Below are 19,448 nucleotides of genomic sequence, written 5' to 3' on the forward strand. Positions count from 1 at the left end.
TAATAATGATTAACTGTACGCTTCGGAATAGGCGCCTACAGATCGGCCATCTGCACTTCCCTGTTCTTTGATATTCCGTTCACCATGAAGCTCACTCTGCCGTTACCGATCACGATATTTTTCTCCTCTGCACCTATATCAGTTCCCACACTGTTGATCACCTGTGTGTTGATATCCGAGTTGGAGAATTCCAGTCTGGCGGTGTGGGTGCTGTTACCCATGGCGTAGGCATCCTTGCCCTGTGCCACCACCTTGACGTAAGCGTACTGTATGCTGACGTCCGTATCGCCCTCACGGCAGCCTATACCATAACATTCATTTGCCCTGATGTTCATGGTAATATTGATATTCTTCATGGCAACCCTGCAGGACTTTCCATTCATGGTTCCTATGACTGCTGTAGAGATGGATGCCCCGGATATCTTGCCGGATATATTGTCAATAGCTATATCCGCGCTTCCGTTATATGAGCCTATGGATACACTTCTGGCGATTCCATTGTATATCTCCATGTCGCAGTTCTCTATGTGAAGAGTGCAGTCGCTGTCCATACAGCCTATCATCACACCCTCCTGACCTCTCTGATCTATCTCGTATCGTCCGTGTCCAATATATATATTACCGCCAAGGCCGGATCCTATTCCAATGCCCCTCATTCCGGTGGCCGTTATGGACAGCGTTCCATCCTGATTGAAATACAGATCTCCGTGTCTCGACGCAAAATCGTTTCCTATTCCAAAGTATCTGCCACCCGCAAGGGTGATCCTCAGATCTCCATCTCCCGCAAGCTCGAGCTTTGACGACTCGGCTACCTGTATACCGCCTGTGCGCAGCTCATTGTCCCCGGTGAGGACTATCCTGACATCGCAGTTGTCTTCTATCTTTATACAAGGTATGCCCTTCTCTCCTCCAAGGCTTATGCTGTCCACCCTGAGCTCGCCTCTGAAGCCGTCTCCTATGGTTATCAGCATGTTGGACTTGAAGCCCGGTGTACCTGTCATGTTGACGTACCTGTACTGGTCATCTATCTTCTTGAAATCAAGCGCCGTATATTTGTTAAATGCAAGCTGAACCATCGATATCTCGTCTTCATCGGTTATGACATAGGTCTTCTTGCCATACTTTGTGATCTCGTTCTGATTGTACTGGACTATCTCGTTTATGATCCTCTTATCTATCTCGGCAATCGCCTCCGGTGAAGGCTTCGCCGTGTAGTAACCCTGAATGAGATCTGCGCCAAGTCTGATGACCTCCTTGAGTTCAACATCCAGCTCAACGCCCTCCGCCAGAGTGACGATATCATTGTCATGCGCAAATTCTATAATATCCTTAACAAAATGCTGCTTCTGCGGATCCTCATGTATATTTGTCATGAGCATCCTATCTATCTTCACGTAACGCGGCATATATCTGAGAAGATTGTTGACATTTGAATAACCTGAGCCATAGTCATCTATGGCGGTCTCTATGTTCATCCTGCCGTACTTGTCCTTTATCTGATCCAGTAGCTGGTCGCTCATCTCAGCCTCCTCGGTGAATTCCACGACCACCTGTCCACCAAATTCCCTAAGTTTGCTCTCTATGACAGCGGTGTCCTCCTCCGACAGCCTGCAGCCCGGTATACTGTTAAAGAATATCTTTCTGCCCTCAAGTTCCTCTCGCTTGTCCTCAACGAGTCTCAACACATTGATAAATGTGGCTCTCTCCACATCGCTCAGACGTCCAAGTCTCTCAGCACTCTGTATTATGTCGAGAGGAGACATGTACTGCTCTCCTGCCGATCTCATGAGCACCTCATAGGCATAGATCTGACCTGTGCGGGCATTAACTATAGGCTGGAAATGATATGTGAGCAGATTCCTGTCAAGAATCTCCGTGGCAAGCTTGTCCTTCTCTATATCCTCCTGTGACAGCTCTGCATTTCTCGTGCTCTCAATGTACGCCTTCATCTTGGCATTGTTCTTGTTGCTTATGAGTGCGTTCACATAGTTGTCCAGAGCCTCCGCATTCGCAACCATCTGTCTGTCCACCGCATAGCATATCTCCATGACAAAATTGTCGCCATTTTTTCTGTTAAACTCCCTGGTACGGCTCTCCACACTCTTAACTATGGCGTCTGCGTGATCCTCCGCATCTCCCATCACCTGATATGCCACGATGAACTCATCGTTACACATTCTCATACATACGTCGGATTTCTCAAGGGATGCCGAGATCATTCTGGCAAGTGCCTGTATGGCCTCGTCCCCGACCTTTCTGCCGAGACTTGCATTTATCTGTCCCAGTCCCTTTATATCTATAGCCAGCAGCTCAATGCTCCTGCCATGTGCAACGGCATCGTTACACATATCCCTGCACCTCGCCATAAATCCGTTATAATTGTACACTCCGGTCAGATCATCACGGATCTGCGATGCATTGACCTTGTCCAGAAGCTTCTGAAGACTCGCCTGTCTGTAGAACGCCTCCATGCCCTGCATGATCTGCTTGATCCATGTGCTATATGAAATATCGTACGCCCTGCACTCGCTTCCATAGCTCACAACCGCATATCCAAAACATCTGTCGTCGAAATTGAGTGGAGTGAATATGTAAGCCTCAGGTCTGTCCCTGTCTGCATCCAGCTCAGGTATCAGTCTGGACACGTCAAAACAGTCATCGAAATCTATCGCACCGTCTCCATCACCGCAGCTTCTGATGACCCTGTACATATTCTTCGTGTATCCGACTCTCAGTGCATTTGACCCCATCATGACCTCAGGAAACTTCCAATATTCATTCAGGCAGAGACTGAAACTGCTCATGTTGCCATCCGTGTGGGCATACTGGAATATGGTATTGTAGAATTCCCTGTAATCTCTCTGGGATAACAGATCCTCCATCATATGGTTATAGTATGAACCATAGCTTCTCGGCTGAGCGTTCATATCCCATGCCGTCACGTCTCTCTTTCCCGGCTTCTCCGTACACTGCTCACATCCACAGCTTTTTCCCCAGTGTATAGACGCACTGCTCCTATAGTTCTCCAGAGATCTTCCGTTTATCTCTGCGTCTATCCATTTTGCGGCGTACTCGCCGTCAACCTTTGCAGGTATATCAACCGATGTCAGCGGTATGACTCTGTCATCGTTCGTCTCCGCAGCGTCATATCCCGTTATCGCTATATCCTCAGGGACCCTCACGCCTCTCTGTTCCAGCTCAGCCGCCAGCCCCAGTGCCATGTGATCACTGGCACACACCACAGCCTGTGGAAGTCTGTCTCTGTTCTCTGTTATCTCCATTGCGGTCTGGCGTCCTGAGTCAAACCAGTTATTGCCATAGTAGACCGACGATTCATCCACATCGATACCATGACTCTTCATGCTGTCAAAGAATCCCTGCTTCTTCAGCTCGGAATTGGCAGTATTCTCCCAGCCATCAAGCAACACTATATCACGGTATCCGTGCACTTCTATGAGATGATCCATAAGCCCGCATATATTCTTTCTGTGATCAATATTTATGGATTTATATCCTTCTATCTCGTCGCCGACTATCAGTACCGGGCCATCAAACTCATGCTCCACACGCCACCGGAGTCCCTCCTCTGTTCCCGGCGTCCTGATCCTGTCAGTACATATGACCACCGCATCATATTTGTCAAATTCTATCAGGTTGAATATGTTGGCGTCCCCCACTTCTCTGCTAGCTGTATCCTGATACTTCAGATACATTGAGAACACGCACACATCATAATCAAGCTGAAATGCCTTCTCAAAAAACCCCGAGAGGAATCTACCCTGGGTGTACTCATCAGCCTGGGCTGTCAGTACCGCAATCCTCTTCCTTGTCATAACATATACACCCTTTACCCTTTTAATTTTTACCCCCTGGGCATCGTATCCACCAAATAACATGCCCATAATTAGTATAATTCTATCACGTTCTGTCGAAAGTGTATATCTTTTTTATTTTGCCGTATCACCCATGCTTCCGGCACGCAAAAAGGACGCATATACGAAAAATCTGTATTCCGGTATGCGTCCCTTTGTATGGCTTTATAATATGCTCTATCTCACGATTAGAACTCTGCCTCAACACACTCAAGTGCTGCTGCGATTACCTTGTCCATATCATAATACTTGTACTGTCCAAGTCTTCCGCCGAATATTACATCCTTGCGTGTCTCTGCAAGCTCCTTGTACTTCTCGTAAAGCGCATTGTTCTTGTCGTTGTTTACAGGGTAGTATGGCTCTACGCCCGGCTTCCACTCTGCTGAATACTCACGGCTGATAACTGTCTTTGGCTGCTTTCCAAACTCAAAGTGCTTGTGCTCGATTATTCTTGTGTATGGAACATCTCTGTGTGTGTAGTTCACAACAGCATTTCCCTGGTAGTTCTCCTCATCGAGTACCTCTGTCTCGAATCTTACTGAACGGTACTCAAGCGGTCCGTACTGGAATCCGAAGAACTCATCGATCATACCTGTGTATACAGTCTTGTCTGCGATGTCAGGATTCTCCTTGATAAAATCGAAGTAATCTGTGTCAGTCTTGACCTCAGCGCCCTCAAGCATCTTCTCAATGATCTGTGTGTATCCGCCCATTGGGATTCCCTGGAAACGGTCATTGAAGTAGTTGTTGTCGTATATGAATCTCAGAGGCAGTCTCTTGATAATGAATGCAGGAAGCTCTGTACATGGTCTTCCCCACTGCTTCTCTGTGTATCCCTTGACAAGCTTCTCATACACATCTGTACCGGCAAGCTTGAGTGCCTGCTCCTCAAGGTTCTTTGGCTCTCCAATGTTCAGATCTGCGATCTGCTTCTCGATGATTGCCTTTGCCTCTGAAGGCTTCTTGATTCCCCACATCTTGCTGAATGTGTTCATGTTGAATGGAAGGTTGTACAGCTCATCCTTGTATGAAGCTACAGGTGAGTTAATGTAGTTGTTGAACTCTGCAAACTGGTTTACATACTCCCAGATCTTCTTGTCAGATGTGTGGAATATATGTGCGCCATACTTGTGAACATTTATACCCTCCACCTGCTCTGTGTAAATGTTGCCGGCAATATGTGGACGCTTGTCTATAACCAGACAGCTCTTGCCTCTCTTGCCTGCCTCGTATGCAAATACTGCGCCGAATAATCCGGCTCCTACTATGAGGTAATCATACTTTGCCATGTTACTTAATCCTCCTTATCTTCCGCCAATCTCTTATCTATAATTGGATATGCTCTATAACCCTCAAACTCCTTAGGTCTGAACAATACTTCCTTAAGCCATGCAAGGGATCTCTCCCTCTCTGACATAAGTATCTTATTAACATTGTCGTAATCCACAGGCTTCAACAGCTCATCATTTCCAAGAATGTCTGCCGCATCCTGAACGTAATGATCTCTCACCTGGAATACATCCACGAGGGATTCAAATCTTGTCATTCCTCTTGCACTGTTTGCAAGTCCGATAAAGTTTGTCTCAAATACAAGTGAGAAGCTTATTCCGTGGCATGAATCAGTGAGAACGAAATCTGCATTTCTGAAATAGTTCAGCCAGTCCTCGACTGTTATGTCGTCGACGATCTTGTCGTCCATATCCATGATCTGACGGTTCTTCACCGGGTCCTTTGGACGTCCGTCCAGAAGAACAACTACCTCAAGGCCGAGCTTCTCTGAAACCTCAACCACTGCGGCTCTCTTCTCCGGAGTTGGATCAAGTATATATGCAAGCATATATTTGCCATCGTGCTTCTTCTTTGCCTTGTCTGCCAGTGAATCGAATACCTTTCTGTCTGCAACAAATACAGGATCGAGAACTCTCACCGCATCTATTCCATACACATCCTTACAGATCTCAACTCCACTGGTCTCTCTAATGGATATTCCATCAAACTGTCTCATGTATTCAGATATCGTCTCCCTGTCCTGTACATTACAGAAATCCCTGTCATGTCCAAATGATGCAGAGAATGCGATTTTCTTCTTATCCGGCTCAACAAAATCGAAATAGAATGAGAAGCCGAAGCCTCTGCTTATACCTCTGTTCCACACCTGATCTGATCCCATGATGAATGTATCGACCTTGGAATTGAGCTCCCTCATATCCTTCAGTGTGTATCTCTTGCTCTCATGGTAATGTGCCTTTGCAAATCTTCTCGCATGGGTGTCAGGCTTGCCGGCTCCGGTCTTGGCTGCAGGCATGTCTATCATGAGCACTGACAGACCAAATGATCTGATGATCTCGTGAAGTGCGTAATAGGTAGCAACACTTCCGTAGTTTGCACCGAACCACACGCCATATATACCTACATCGTACTTGTCCTTTATGGCATAATCGTATGCCTTCTCCATGGATGAGCCATTCTTTATCTGCTCAAAATATCTCTGTCTGGCAGGATGATTCTTGAAGCAGTGGTCAAATGGCTGTCCTGTCTTGAGTACATCATCACAAGGTATCTCCTTGTTCAGGAGCAGCTTGTCTGCTATGGCAGCATATATCTTCTCACCCTGTGGACTGTTGACTGACACAATGGATGTTCCCTTGCCGTCAGTGTAATCTCTGTTGTACTTCTGGATTCCCCAGAAATCTGCAAGTGTTATATCACCTGTTCTCGGAAGCTTCGCATATGCGCAGTGTCCACAGAACTTTCTCGTCGATATACAAGGAAGGAATGCTCTGTAATATGGATCCTGTGTCCTTGTTCTGTGATAAACTGTTCCGTCAGTGTACTTTACAGTCATCTCTGTAGACCAGCCGAAGTAGTCCTTGTCTCTGAATCCAACATCAGCAACCTTGCCCTGATCCTTGCCGTGGTATTTGTTCAGATAATCATCGAACAGCTTTGGCGATGGGCCGCCGTGGCACATCAGATCTATTGTGTAGAGATTTGATATATCCACATTCTTGAGTGTTGCGTAAAGTCCTGCGACCTGACATCCGCATCCGCAGAATACTACCACTCTGCCTTCCTTGAGTATCTTCTTAACGTCCGCATACACCTTCGATGCATCAGCCTGAACATACTTGGATTTTCTGAGCTTGTCCAGATCATCCGGGCTCTCTATGATAAAGTGTTCAACCTTGAAATCGTCTGTGTATCCTGCTCCGCATACAGCTCCACCCTGCTCAAATGCATACTCAGCCAGCAGTGTGAATATTCCACCTGACGAACTCTTTGCCCTTATCTCATCGTCTGCATATGCCGCATAGCATGCAGGCTCGACAGTGTTCTTATACTCAAGATTTATAGATGGACAGATCTTTCTGCACAGACCGCAGTTTGTACATTTGCTGCGATCCACTACAGGAGCAAGAAATCCCTCTGAATCATACTTCATGCTTATAGCATTTACCGGACATACACTGTAGCACGCGCCGCAGCCACAGCAGTAATCAGGATGTATGCATCCGACTGTCTTGTCGCTGTCGCGTCTCACCGCTTTCTTTCTCCACTCTACTCGCTCTTCTTCTCTCTGTCTGGCACTCTCCTGCTTCTCAAACACTTTGATCTCAGGCTCTGCTTTTTCCTTCGTGGTGAATACCTTATTCATCCTGATCTCAGCAGGCTCGACCTTTACAACAGGCTTTTTGCCGTCTCTGAGAGCGTAATCACCGCTCATCGCCCTCTGCGCCGCATTTACTCGCTGGGACGCCTTGAGCTTATCCTTTGGCTTCGAACCGTTCTTCTCTGAGGTGTAATCTCCCCCCAGTGCTCTTCCCGCAGCCGCCAAACGGTTTTTTATACCTTTAATAGTAGCCATACCCTAAAGATACTCCTTCCATATCACTTTATATATGCAGATATTCCTTCCAGAACTTAGTTGTCTTCATCTCGTCAAATGCATTTCTGTAAGCCTGCTCAACTTCCACATGTGTCTTCTTGTATTTAGCCAATACTTTTCTATATCTCTTTATAAGCGCAAAACAACGCTTTCTGTTGATTGTTCTTCTGACTCCTGTTCCACCGTTCTTGTTCACGGCAACGAGAGTCTTCTTCATGTAATTCTTTCCCGGAACAAAGAACCAGTCGTACGCGATGATATACGGTGTTCTTCTGAGCATGAAGTTTGGAAGAAGATGTCCGTTTATCGTGAGCACATACATTGCCTTGCGGAACAGATTAAGACTCTCATACTTGTATGGATCTGTAGGGAGATCCCCTGCATAGCCAAGCTCTGCCAGCGGCACAAGCTTCTCGTTCTTAGCATTGTGCTCCTTGAGGCTCTGCTCTCCGTCAAGATGCATGATATACTCTGGTCCCTTGAGGTAATCCTCAATGGAATCTATGAGCAGCTCAGCATTGTTGTATGCAAATCTGGTTATATCCTTCCAGAACATTCCCTTTACTCTCGCAAGGAAATCCACATCCTGGCATATTCCGCTTGCCGCCTGGATAACAAAACTGTTTCTGTGAACCTGATAAAGCTCCATGGCGGCGTTGAATTTGCCTGCAAATCCCACATGCCATATACAGATACCATTAAGTGCTATAAATCCCGGCTTATTTCTCAGTGAGAACTCTACATCGTCACCTCTGACAAATACCGGAAGTGGTAAGCCTCTGTCCTCGATGTGCTCCACAGGTATACAGCAGTACCACCAGCCTGCATATGCATCATCGACATTGAAACTGTAGTTCTCATTTGCAACTATGTTCTTGAGAAGCCTCATATCCATAGCTGACTTGACCGGACCGTATGATCCGTCTGCCTTGTGGACAAATCCCACGTCCTCATACTGCTTCTGGCGTATGTCGTAATCGAACATGGCTCCACTCAGGAAGCACTTCTTGTACTCGTCTTTGAGGAGTCTGAGCAGATAATATGTTCTGAACAAACTCTCTGGCATGACCATAACGTCATCATCCATGAGGAGTACATGTGTAGGCTTCTTTGGAAGCTCCAGTGCCTCTATCATTCCACGGGTGAAACCGCCGGCTCCACCTACGTTGTTATTCATATAAACCTTGAGATCCTCACTGTCGAGCTCTGATGGATCGAGTTCTCTGTCATTGTCAATGACATGTACGAACATGTGTCCCTTGATGTCGCTTCCATCATAGAGTACATTTGACTTGATGAGGTCTATATTACGCTTGATATATTCCTGCTTCTTGAATGTTGTTGTGACAAGAGAGATATTTACATCTCTTATTCTGTCCTCCTCGATGTCAGCAGAATAGTATCCGCTGTATATCTCTGTATCTTCCAGGGTATCCATATAAAAACCTACAAGAGCCTTATCTGTCTCTGGTATGTTCACAACCACCTCTGAAACCTCATCACTCTCAACTACCTGTGATACAAGTGGATTGTAGGTAACCGCAACGGATGCTGAATATATTGCATATACGGATATTGTAGCTTTTCCCTTCATTGTGAGGTGGAGCTTGAAGTTCTTTACCCCTGTATACTCTGACCAGCGTTTTACCTGAATGCAGTTGTAATAGCTCATGAAATTAACCTTTGTGAGCTTCTCAACAACATGACATTTCTTCTCTGAGTCGTATATAAATGGTGATTCCTCTCCCTTTCCAATGGCGCTGAATTCAGGATACTCTATCAAGTTCACATCCAGATTCATCTGCAGCATCACATTCTGCAACTTCACATTCTGTAACATTATCCAATCCTCCTGTGTTGTATATCAAACATCTTGCCTGATTTCTTGTTATTTCTTGTCCTTGCTCTGGGCCTTTGCCGGTGCAGGTGCATCCATCTCGGCCTTGAATGCATCGCATACCGTATCGGCATCTCCCACCATAACTACATTTCCATGATCCAGCCACATAGCCTTGTTACACTGCTTCTTGACAGCAGCTATGTTGTGGGATACATACAGCAGGGTCGTTCCATCCTCCAGCATGGCAGTCATCTTGGCCGCACACTTCTTCTTGAATCGCATATCACCTACAGCAAGTATCTCATCCGCAATGAGAATATCCGGCTCAACCGCCGTCGCTATGGAAAATGCAAGTCTGGTCTTCATACCTGAAGAAAAGTTCTTGACCGGAGAGTCAAGGAAATCCTGCAACTCTGAAAACTCAACTATATCGTCAAACTTTGACTCTATAAATGCCTTTGAATATCCCAGCAGAGTTCCGTTGAGAAATATATTCTCACGGGCCGTGAGCTGTGGATCGATTCCGGCTCCAAGCTCTATGAGGGCTGCCACAGTTCCCGATACCTTAACAGTACCGCTGGCAGGCTTCAATATTCTGCTGACTACCTTGAGCAGGGTGGATTTTCCGGCACCATTGGTTCCAAGGAAGCCCCACGCCTCGCCCTTCTTTATATCAAGATTGATGTCCTTTAACGCTATGAACTCCTGGAACATCAACTGTTTTGTCACAAGTCTTATAAAATACTCTTTCAGATTGTCCACCTTCAGATTGTTCTTGTTGAATCTTATGGTCACATCCTTGAGCTCTATAATGGTCTCACCCTTTGCCACAGTTGTTGTACGCTGTGCATTTGAGGTGAAAATCTTCTTATCATCAAGTTCGTTCTTTTTCTCTTCTACGTTAGCCAACTGCCACACCTCCTAAATATACAGAATGAACTTGTCCTGATTCTTCTTGAAACACAGCACTCCCAGTCCAAAGAAAAAGAATGCATAGAGGAATCCGAGACCGATAGTAGTGAGATCAGGCATCACTCCCTGATGCGCTATGCATCTAAACTGCTTGATATATACATACAGTGGGTTGAAGTAATTCACAAGTAACTTCAACCAGTCTGGCAGCATATCTATAGGATAGAATATCGCTGAACAGTACATCCACGCTGTGGTGACCGCATTCCATATATATCTTGTATCTCTGAAGAATACATGGAGCTGTGCAAGAAAAAAGCCCAATCCGCAGGCAAATATATAGGCCTGAAGGAATATGAATGGGAACAACAGCATCGTCCAGTAAAATGGTGAACGTGTGAATATGATAACGATAAGAAACGCTCCCAGTGAAAACAGGCAGTCAACAAGTGAGCTTGTGATCTTTGCCAGCGGGAACATAAACTTTGACACATACGTTTTCTTAAGCAGTGACGAATTATCTGTTATACTTCCAAGTGCCTTACCACATGCACCTATTACAAATTCGTACAGTATACGTCCTGCAAAAAGGTACACAGGGAAGTGTGGTATCGATCTGTTGAACATCTTGGAGAATACGATAACCATTACGATCATGATGAGCAATGGGTTCAGGATACTCCACACATATCCAAGAAAACTTCTTCTATACTTTAACTTTATATCTCTTGAAACAAGCTGATTTAAAAGATCTTTATAATTAAAAACTTCTAAAAAGCTTCCGCTTTTTACTTTCATTTTTCGTTAATCCTCCATAGTAAATCTATTCAAAACTCTTATTGTGCCTTACCTTGTTGTAAAGCTTTGAATTAAGCATTTTGTTGTAGCCTTCCAGACCCACATGCGCAGCATTCAGAAGCTTAAGTATCTTATAATGCTTCAATGTCATATCAACGACGTGTCTGTCTCTCTTGACTATATAACTCATAAGCTGATCTACCCGTGCAACACCTCTCTTTCTGTCGGAATCGCATAGCATGGAAGTTACCATGAAGCTCAGCAGAAGAAGATGTATCTTCTTGTCGCAGTATTCAAGAGCCCACTGCTCCGAGATGTCCTCTCTGTTCTTGAGCATCTTTACTATGACCATCTTGGTATGGTCGATTCTCTTGAACTGATTCTGCGCGGATACGCTCTGGGACACATCCCCGATCCTGTACTCGTACACGAACATATCGAGTGGCAGTATGGTTTTTGCCAAGCAGCATGGATATGTCGCATATTCGTGATCCTCGTAGAATACTTTTTCTGCAAGTCTGACTCCATTCTCACGGTAAAACTGTGTTCTATATGTTATTCCATGGAATGTGAGGCTTCTGTCAAATTTTTTCCAGTCTGACATGACCTCTTCCATAGTATATTCTCTGTCGAATTCATCAGGGAAACATCTCCAGTTCTTTATCTCCCCTGTTGTTATATTGATGGTGTGGTGACATGTCAGAACAACATCCGCACTGGCATTCTCGAGCTTTCCTATAAACTCAGGAATACTCTCTGTGAGAAACCAGTCGTCGGCGTCAAGCACCTTCATGTATCTGCCCCTGGCCTTCTCAGCTCCGGCATTTATCGCTGAGCCATGTCCTCCGTTCTCCTTATTAATAAGTGAATAGCTGTCAGGATACTTCTCAATGTACTCCTCACATATACTCTCACTGCCGTCTGTCGAGCCATCGTTTACCACTATCACGTCTATTTTGTCCATAAGCTCCGGAACAACAAGTGATCCAAGACATTTGTCAAGATATGGCTTGCTGTTGTAAGACGGAATTATCACACTTAATATTTTTTCACTCATTTCTTCTTCCCTAACCTGTTCTCATGTATTCCCTTCATAATAAGTCTGAAGGCCTTAAACCATGATATATCACTGTCAAACTGATGTCTCTTCCTTATGCTGTAATACGCTGCGTACAATACCGCCGGTACATAACCCATGATGTATCTTGTCGTATTACCTCTGTTTATGAAAAATTCTTCGTTATACCCCTTAAACCATGTTGACTTTGTCTGCGCAACATCCGCTATGACAAATGGTACATAATATATTGCAAGTCCGTTCTTCCTGCAATCCGTGAGGAATCTGAATTCCTCTTCAGCTCCGTTGCCCGAGCCCGCACCCATGTGCTCATCAAAATATACATTATTATTGACTATGCTCTCTCTCTTGAATGATATCTGCCAGGATGCCACATGCATGAGATCCAGATATCCAAGCTTCTTAGGCATGTCGCCCCAATGGGCAGGTCTGTTGCCTATGTTGAATATGATGACATCCGCCTCTGGCAGATCTCTGTACGCAGTCAGTATCCCTTCTTCGTAATTCCTGCTGAACACCTCATCGTCATCACACAGCAGACACACATCCGCCTCGGAATGCTTTATAGCATAGTTCCTGCTCTTGGTAAGACCCTTGTCATTCACCGAAAAAATTCTTGTCTTATGTCCGTTCCTGTCATATTCATTGTACCCATCATATCCACACTGGTTGACTATGATCGTGTCGGACTCTATATGGGATTTCGTTATGATATCCTCATCCTGAAGGTTCATACACGAAAGCAGTATTTCTAGTCTCATATGTCAAACACCCATTTCTATCTGATAAAGCCCTAAAAAAGGGCATAATTAACAAAGACCGCAGAAAGCGTAGTTTACTTACTTATACAACGTCTCTTTTAAAAAGTCAATACATAGAAAAGAGCACCGGCAAATCTACATCTGATTATATATAGTATTTGTCGGTGCTCTGCCGCTTTATGTTATTTATATTTTGGAATTAGTCATTATATCCATTTGGATTCATCGACTGCCACTTCCATGAATCAGCACACATCTCGTCGATTCCGTACTGAGCCTCCCAGCCAAGCTCCTTCTTGGCAAGTGAAGCGTCTGAGTAGCATGTTGCAATATCTCCAGGACGTCTCTCCTTGATCACATATGGAACGTCATGTCCACAGGCCTTGCTGAACGCCTTGATAACATCAAGGACACTGTAACCATTTCCTGTTCCAAGGTTGTATACCTTAACTCCAGGATTCTCCTTGATCTTGTTGATAGCCTTTACATGTCCAACTGCAAGGTCTACTACATGGATGTAATCTCTCACACCTGTTCCATCCGGTGTGTCGTAATCATTGCCAAATACGCCAACGCTCTGAAGCTTTCCGATTGCAACCTGTGCAACATATGGAAGAAGGTTGTTAGGAATACCCTTTGGATCCTCTCCGATAAGTCCGCTCTTATGAGCTCCGATTGGGTTGAAGTAACGGAGAAGAATTACATTCCACTCTGGATCTGCTGTGTGGAGGTCTGTGAGAATCTGCTCGATCATCCACTTTGTCCAGCCATATGGGTTCGTAGGTGTTCCCTTTGGGCACTCCTCCGTGATAGGGATAAATGCAGGATTGCCGTATACTGTAGCTGATGATGAGAAGATGATGTTCTTGCATCCGTTCTTTCTCATAACCTCGCACAGATTAAGAGTTCCTGTGATGTTGTTCTGATAGTACTCAAGTGGCTTTACAACTGATTCACCAACTGCCTTGAGTCCTGCAAAATGTATTACACAGTCAGGCTTCTCATCTGCAAATATCTTGTCCATAGCTTCCTTGTCAAGGATATCTGCCTTGTAGAATGTGAGATCCTTTCCTGTTATCTCCTTGATTCTGTCGACTGCCTTCTCGCTGGCATTGTAAAGGTTGTCGAGAATTACTACCTCGTAGCCTGCATTAAGCAGCTCAACACATGTATGACTTCCTATATAACCTGCTCCGCCTGTTACTAAAATCTTCATAATGTTTTCCTCCTTTATGATACTGTGACTCATAACCATCTGCCGGACACCTGTGCTTTTTGGGGCACTGTTAATGTCTTGCGCAAATGTCGATCACCAGTTTATAAACATTTTTATTTTGCAATGACGTTTTCTCCAACACTATACCACTACATCCTGTTATGCACAATAAAATGTGGCATTAATAAATATTAGTTATGGAATACGTCTGTCACAGATACACATATATTATTGCATTTTTAGTGCACACTATATTACTGTGCATTCACATAATCTACGAACTTGAGGAATGCAGCCTTTCCGGCCTCATCTCTCTTGTAAACGCCTGCACACTCAAGGATCTTTGCGAATACATCGCCGATCTCATCCCGAAGTATCTTGTGTACGTTATCCGCATTTATATCGTACTTTCCAATGAAAGTCTGTACCCAGTCGTAATGCTTTGCTATATTCTCGTGGGCCTTGATGTCTCCACCTGCCACAAGAACCTCTGCAAGCTCTTCCATCTCGCCCTTGAGTCTTGCAGGAAGCACCGCAAGTCCCATAACCTCGATGAGTCCGATGTTCTCCTTCTTGATGTTGTGATACTGCTCCCATGGATGATAGAGACCAAGTGGATGCTCCTCTGTGGTGATGTTGTTACGAAGGACTAAGTCCATCTCGTACTTGCCATCTCTCATTCTTGCGATCGGAGTGATCGTGTTGTGAGGCTCTCCGTCTGTCTCCGCGAATATGTACGCATCCTCATCTGTGTAGCCTCTCCATGCGCCGAGAATCTTGTCGGCAAGCTCTATGATCTTGTCTGGATCCTCTCCGTCAAGTCTAATGACTGACATAGGCCACTTCACGATTCCTGCCTCAACATCCTCATGTCCTGCAAATGTAATCTTTGTCTCAACAGGTGCCTTTGTCATGGCAAATGTATAACGTCCGCCCTGGAAGTGATCGTGTGTGAGGATAGATCCACCTACTATAGGAAGGTCTGCATTTGATCCCAGGAAGTAATGTGGGAACTGTCCAACAAATGAAAAGAGTTTCTGGAATGTAGCCTTTTCTATCTTCATAGGGATGTGCTGTCCGTTGAACACGATACAGTGCTCATTGTAGTATACATATGGAGAATACTGGAATCCCCACTTGCTGCCATTTACCTCTATAGGAATGATCCTGTGATTCTCTCTTGCTGGATGGTTGATCCTTCCCGCATATCCCTCGTTCTCCATACACAGCTGGCACTTTGGATATGATGACTGTGACATGGTCTTAGCAAGGGCAATCATCTTCGGATCCTTCTCAGGCTTTGAAAGGTTGATGGTGATGTCGATATCACCATACTCTGTAGGCTTTACCCACTTGATGTCCCTTGCAACTCTGTATGTTCTTATATAATCTGTTGCTCTGCTGAGCTTATAATAGAAGTCTGTCGCCTCCTCTGGGGACTTTGCATACTTCTCTCTGAATGTCTTTATGATCTGGCTTGGCTTTGGAACCAGTGCGTTCATGATCTTCGTATCGAACAGGTCTCTGAGAACAACTGAATCCTCTGCGATAAGTCCGTTCTCAACTGCGTAATCCAGGATACCCTTGAGACACTCCTCAAGTTTTTCCGGTGTATCTATAGCTGGCACCTCACCCGGCTCCTCGTAGCTGTCCTTCTTCAGCATCTCGAGGATGGTGTTGGTCGTATATATTCTATCCTCTTCCTCTATCAGCTCATTTGCAATTCCGTACTCAACGAGCTGCTTGATATTTGTATCTATCATGGTTGTAACCCTTCTTTCTACATATCCTTATATTTTTTCACGCACAGATATTTGCGAAACCCATAAACCTGTATTATGTTTGAGGTAATTTAACATTACCAAATCAGGGGAATACGAGGCCGCCGGTCCTTAGGTAATAGTCAATGCTAAAAAATCAGCATTGACTATTACCCGCAACAGCTGGCAAGCCAGCTGTTACATGCGCTGCAGGCTGAGTTAAGTGGAAACGACCCCTGATTGGTATGTTAAATTGCCTCAAACACTATACACTGTCATGTTTCGCAAATATCTATTCAACTACCTTGATTCCGCCGTAAGGTCTTACCTTGAGGACGTGGCATGCGCCCTCTCCGAAGATCGACTCGATGTTCTTCTTGTACTCAGCAACAGCCGCATTCTTGACAAATGCCTGGATTGTTCCGGCAAATCCGCCGCCGTGTACTCTGCACACACCGTTCTTGCCGATGAACTTCTCCGAGAAGCCAAGTGCTATTGATACATTCTGTGTGAGTGGATCCTTTGCGCTGTATATATTCTGAAGAAGCTTGAATGATGAATCTCCGCTTCTCTTTATAACATCGAGGAAATGGTCAAATTCCTGATTCTCAAGTGCTGCAACACCCTCTGCAACTCTGTCCTGCTCTGTGTAGAAGTGGAGTGCGCGAAGGACTGCTCTGTCATTCACCTTGCCGCTTGCTCTCATCTCGCCAACCTTACTGATGAAGTCCTCCTCTGAAACTCTGCTGAGGAGCTCCTCTCCGAAGTAATTTGCTACCTGCTTCATCTCTACAGGGATCGCTGCATAGTCGTCTGTGAGATCTGCATGTGAACCCTTTGTGTCAACGATACACAGGCTGTACTGATGAGCCTCAAAGTCAACCGGAACCTGCTTGATGACAGGATTTGCCTTGTCAAAGAAATCGATATATATAAGTCCTCCGACTGCACATGCCATCTGATCCATAAGTCCGCATGGCTTGCCGAAGTATACGTTCTCTGCGTACTGTCCTATCTTTGCAACATCAACTGATGAAACCTTCATGTCATTGTAGAGGCCTGAAAGGATAGTTCCTATAAGACTCTCAAATGCTGCTGATGATGACATTCCAGCTCCCATGAGCACATCGCTTGTCACAAATGCTGTGAAACCGCCTACCTTGAATCCGTAGTCTCTGATCCCTGCAACAACGCCCTTGATAAGCGCTGTTGTTGTTCCCTCAAGTGCAGGATCCTGCTCGATATCATTTACATTGATAACTTCCTTTGGCATATCGTCTGACACAAGCTCGATCACGCCGTCCTCTCTAGGTGCCACAATTGCTATGGCATCAAGGTTGATCGATGTAGCAAGTACATGTCCGTTCTGATGGTCTGTATGGTTTCCACACACCTCGCTTCTTCCGGGAGCGCTGTAGATAGCAACCTCCTGATCTCCGAATAACTCTGTAAATTTATCAAGAGCTTTTACATATCTTTCCCTGTTGTATGGGATCATATCCTTGTCGAGATAGATCTGTGCAAGCTTCTCGTCAAACTCTCCACCTGCGATAATTTCCTTTAATTCTGCGATTTTCTTCATTGACTGTAACTCCACCTTTCTCCATCTTTTTATATTTTTTTCTTAATGTCCGTTATTTTGTTGTCCATATTGCGCACATTTTCTGCGCTACGCCGTTGCGCTTCTTGCTTTGTGAATATAATTCTATAACAATATACAGATTTTGAACATGGCATAGCGTTGCAAATATATGTCCATTTGTTAGATTGTTTTTTCTGGCGGAACATATTATTGTATGGATAATCCGGTTGAATGTATGTTATACTCTTATATAATGAGAGAACGAGTTCATATGCCTTCATTACAGAAACGTTCAGATCTTATAAATTTAGAACAGTACGAGAATCTGTATATGGGCTTTGCCAAAATCTCCTGAAGATTATCAGATCAATTTATGAAGTTACTTTATTAAGAAAATGCGGAGTTTGTAAAATGGAAAATAAGATCGTAATGGAATTCCCTCAGGAAAATGACACAGACCTCTACCTGAACGTGTTCGGTCACTCAATAACCGAGCCTCTTCATAAGGCAGGTCCTGCGGTCAAGACCTTCTACCTCATACATTTCGTGCTGGAGGGAGAGGGCGACTTCTATGTAGGGAACGCACACTATCATCTGAAAAAGGGTCAGGGATTTCTGATTGAGCCGGACACCCCTGCCACATATATATCAGACGAACACCATCCATGGAGGTATGTCTGGTTCGGATTCTCTGGCAGATGTGCCCAGGACACGCTGAGCAGTATTGGTCTGACACAGAACCAGCCTATATTCACCTGCGAGGATGGCGACAAACTGAAAAAGTACGTATTTGATATGCTTGCTCACAACACCTCGGATCACGCAGATCACTTCAGGCTCATGGGCATGCTCTACCTCGCTCTGTCTGTCATCGCAAATGCACAGAAAGACAAGCTGGAGACTCCATCGGGAAATGCCTACGTAAACCACGCCATCTCCTACATTCAGAACCACTACAGTATGCCTATGAAGGTGGAGGAGCTGTCGGATTACGTAGGCATCAACAGAAGCTATTTCTCTGACCTGTTCAAGCAGTACACCGGGATGAGTCCTGTGAAATACCTGCAGAATTTCCGCATAACAAAAGCCCAGCATATGCTTACCATATCTGAGCTTTCTATAGAAAGTATTGCATTTTCATGCGGCTACCAGTCCGCCGAGGCTTTCCACAAGATTTTCCGCAAGACCACTGGCATGTCGCCTAATGCCTACCGGCAGGAGAAACGCCAGAGAACCATCTCCAGCCAGGAGACCATGAACAACAACCGGCCGGATTATATTGATACAGATGATGATTTTTAAAATTATCTCCAGTGGCAAAGGCACCAGACATTATTACTGTATGCTAACCAAAAGTAAATCAATGCCATCAGCATATTCTTCTAAAAATCAGCAGGCGTCTGTGTGCAAAATTCTCCAATATGGTGAGCCTGTGATCGTCATCTGTGATATTACAGAATATAAGTGCTGACACATATTACAAATTCCTACTTTCTTTTCCACCAAATTATCATCATAATAATAGATGCACATACGCACAATCCCCCTACAGCAAATGCCACAACAGCTATTTCCTGCCACATTTGTGCATTATACAATTCTACCCCCGTAACTATTATGCAAATACCTAATAATGCCATTGCCGTAATCACCAAAGGCATCTTTTTAGTCGCTATACCAACTATTGATACAAGGACTGCCACAACTCCGATGGCAGCCACAACAATTGCCATATTCATATTT

The 19,448-nt window shown here is 44.9% G+C and carries 13 protein-coding genes; 1 reads left to right on the forward strand and 12 read right to left on the reverse strand.

The genetic code is table 11. The annotated features are described in order from the left end of the window. Positions 1-35: 35 nt before the first annotated feature. The 11 genes from GT575_RS01500 to GT575_RS01550 form a co-directional block, all read right to left on the reverse strand. Entirely contained in the window at positions 36-3,833 is a 3,798-nt protein-coding gene (locus GT575_RS01500) for an EAL domain-containing protein (protein ID WP_243147803.1), read from the reverse strand. Between the two features lie 227 nt (positions 3,834-4,060). Next, the gene (gene glf, locus GT575_RS01505) at positions 4,061-5,161 is read right to left on the reverse strand and encodes a UDP-galactopyranose mutase (RefSeq protein WP_015534596.1); all 1,101 of its coding nucleotides are present in this window, start codon (positions 5,159-5,161) and stop codon (positions 4,061-4,063) included. 5 nt (positions 5,162-5,166) lie between these two features. Continuing rightward, positions 5,167-7,737: a polysaccharide pyruvyl transferase family protein gene (locus GT575_RS01510; RefSeq protein ID WP_015534595.1), complete on the reverse strand. Its 2,571-nt coding sequence runs from the start codon at positions 7,735-7,737 to the stop codon at positions 5,167-5,169. 28 nt (positions 7,738-7,765) lie between these two features. Then, positions 7,766-9,598: a glycosyltransferase family 2 protein gene (locus GT575_RS01515; protein WP_161171350.1), complete on the reverse strand. Its 1,833-nt coding sequence runs from the start codon at positions 9,596-9,598 to the stop codon at positions 7,766-7,768. Between the two features lie 48 nt (positions 9,599-9,646). After that, a complete protein-coding gene (locus tag GT575_RS01520) occupies positions 9,647-10,507 on the reverse strand; it encodes an ABC transporter ATP-binding protein (protein WP_022217009.1) in 861 nt (286 codons plus the stop codon). A gap of 12 nt (positions 10,508-10,519) precedes the next feature. Further along, positions 10,520-11,308, reverse strand: coding sequence for an ABC transporter permease (locus GT575_RS01525; RefSeq protein WP_015534593.1), 789 nt, complete (start codon positions 11,306-11,308; stop codon positions 10,520-10,522). 25 nt (positions 11,309-11,333) lie between these two features. Then, complete coding sequence (locus GT575_RS01530) at positions 11,334-12,365, reverse strand: glycosyltransferase family 2 protein (protein WP_015534592.1); 1,032 nt, start codon at positions 12,363-12,365, stop codon at positions 11,334-11,336. Then, positions 12,362-13,147 (reverse strand): glycosyltransferase family A protein, encoded by a 786-nt coding sequence (locus tag GT575_RS01535; RefSeq protein WP_238051026.1) that lies wholly within the window; start codon positions 13,145-13,147, stop codon positions 12,362-12,364. The genes GT575_RS01530 and GT575_RS01535 overlap by 4 nt, the downstream gene beginning before the upstream one ends. Positions 13,148-13,346: 199 nt before the next feature. Further along, positions 13,347-14,363, reverse strand: coding sequence for a UDP-glucose 4-epimerase GalE (galE, locus tag GT575_RS01540; RefSeq protein ID WP_022217011.1), 1,017 nt, complete (start codon positions 14,361-14,363; stop codon positions 13,347-13,349). 254 nt (positions 14,364-14,617) lie between these two features. After that, the gene (gene galT, locus GT575_RS01545) at positions 14,618-16,126 is read right to left on the reverse strand and encodes a UDP-glucose--hexose-1-phosphate uridylyltransferase (protein ID WP_022217012.1); all 1,509 of its coding nucleotides are present in this window, start codon (positions 16,124-16,126) and stop codon (positions 14,618-14,620) included. Positions 16,127-16,415: 289 nt separating this feature from the next. Further along, on the reverse strand, positions 16,416-17,705 hold the full coding sequence (locus GT575_RS01550) for a galactokinase (RefSeq protein ID WP_022217013.1): 1,290 nt from the start codon (positions 17,703-17,705) through the stop codon (positions 16,416-16,418). A 411-nt stretch (positions 17,706-18,116) separates the two neighbouring features. Here GT575_RS01550 and GT575_RS01555 point away from each other — a divergent pair, with 411 nt between their 5' ends. After that, complete coding sequence (locus GT575_RS01555) at positions 18,117-19,007, forward strand: AraC family transcriptional regulator (protein ID WP_015534588.1); 891 nt, start codon at positions 18,117-18,119, stop codon at positions 19,005-19,007. Between the two features lie 185 nt (positions 19,008-19,192). Here the strand turns inward: GT575_RS01555 and GT575_RS01560 are convergent, their stop codons facing one another. After that, positions 19,193-19,444, reverse strand: coding sequence for a hypothetical protein (locus GT575_RS01560; RefSeq protein WP_055272145.1), 252 nt, complete (start codon positions 19,442-19,444; stop codon positions 19,193-19,195). Positions 19,445-19,448: the final 4 nt, after the last annotated feature.

It is taken from the genome of Coprococcus sp. BIOML-A2 (genome assembly GCF_009875795.1).
Classification (GTDB): Bacteria; Bacillota; Clostridia; order Lachnospirales; family Lachnospiraceae; genus Coprococcus; species Coprococcus aceti.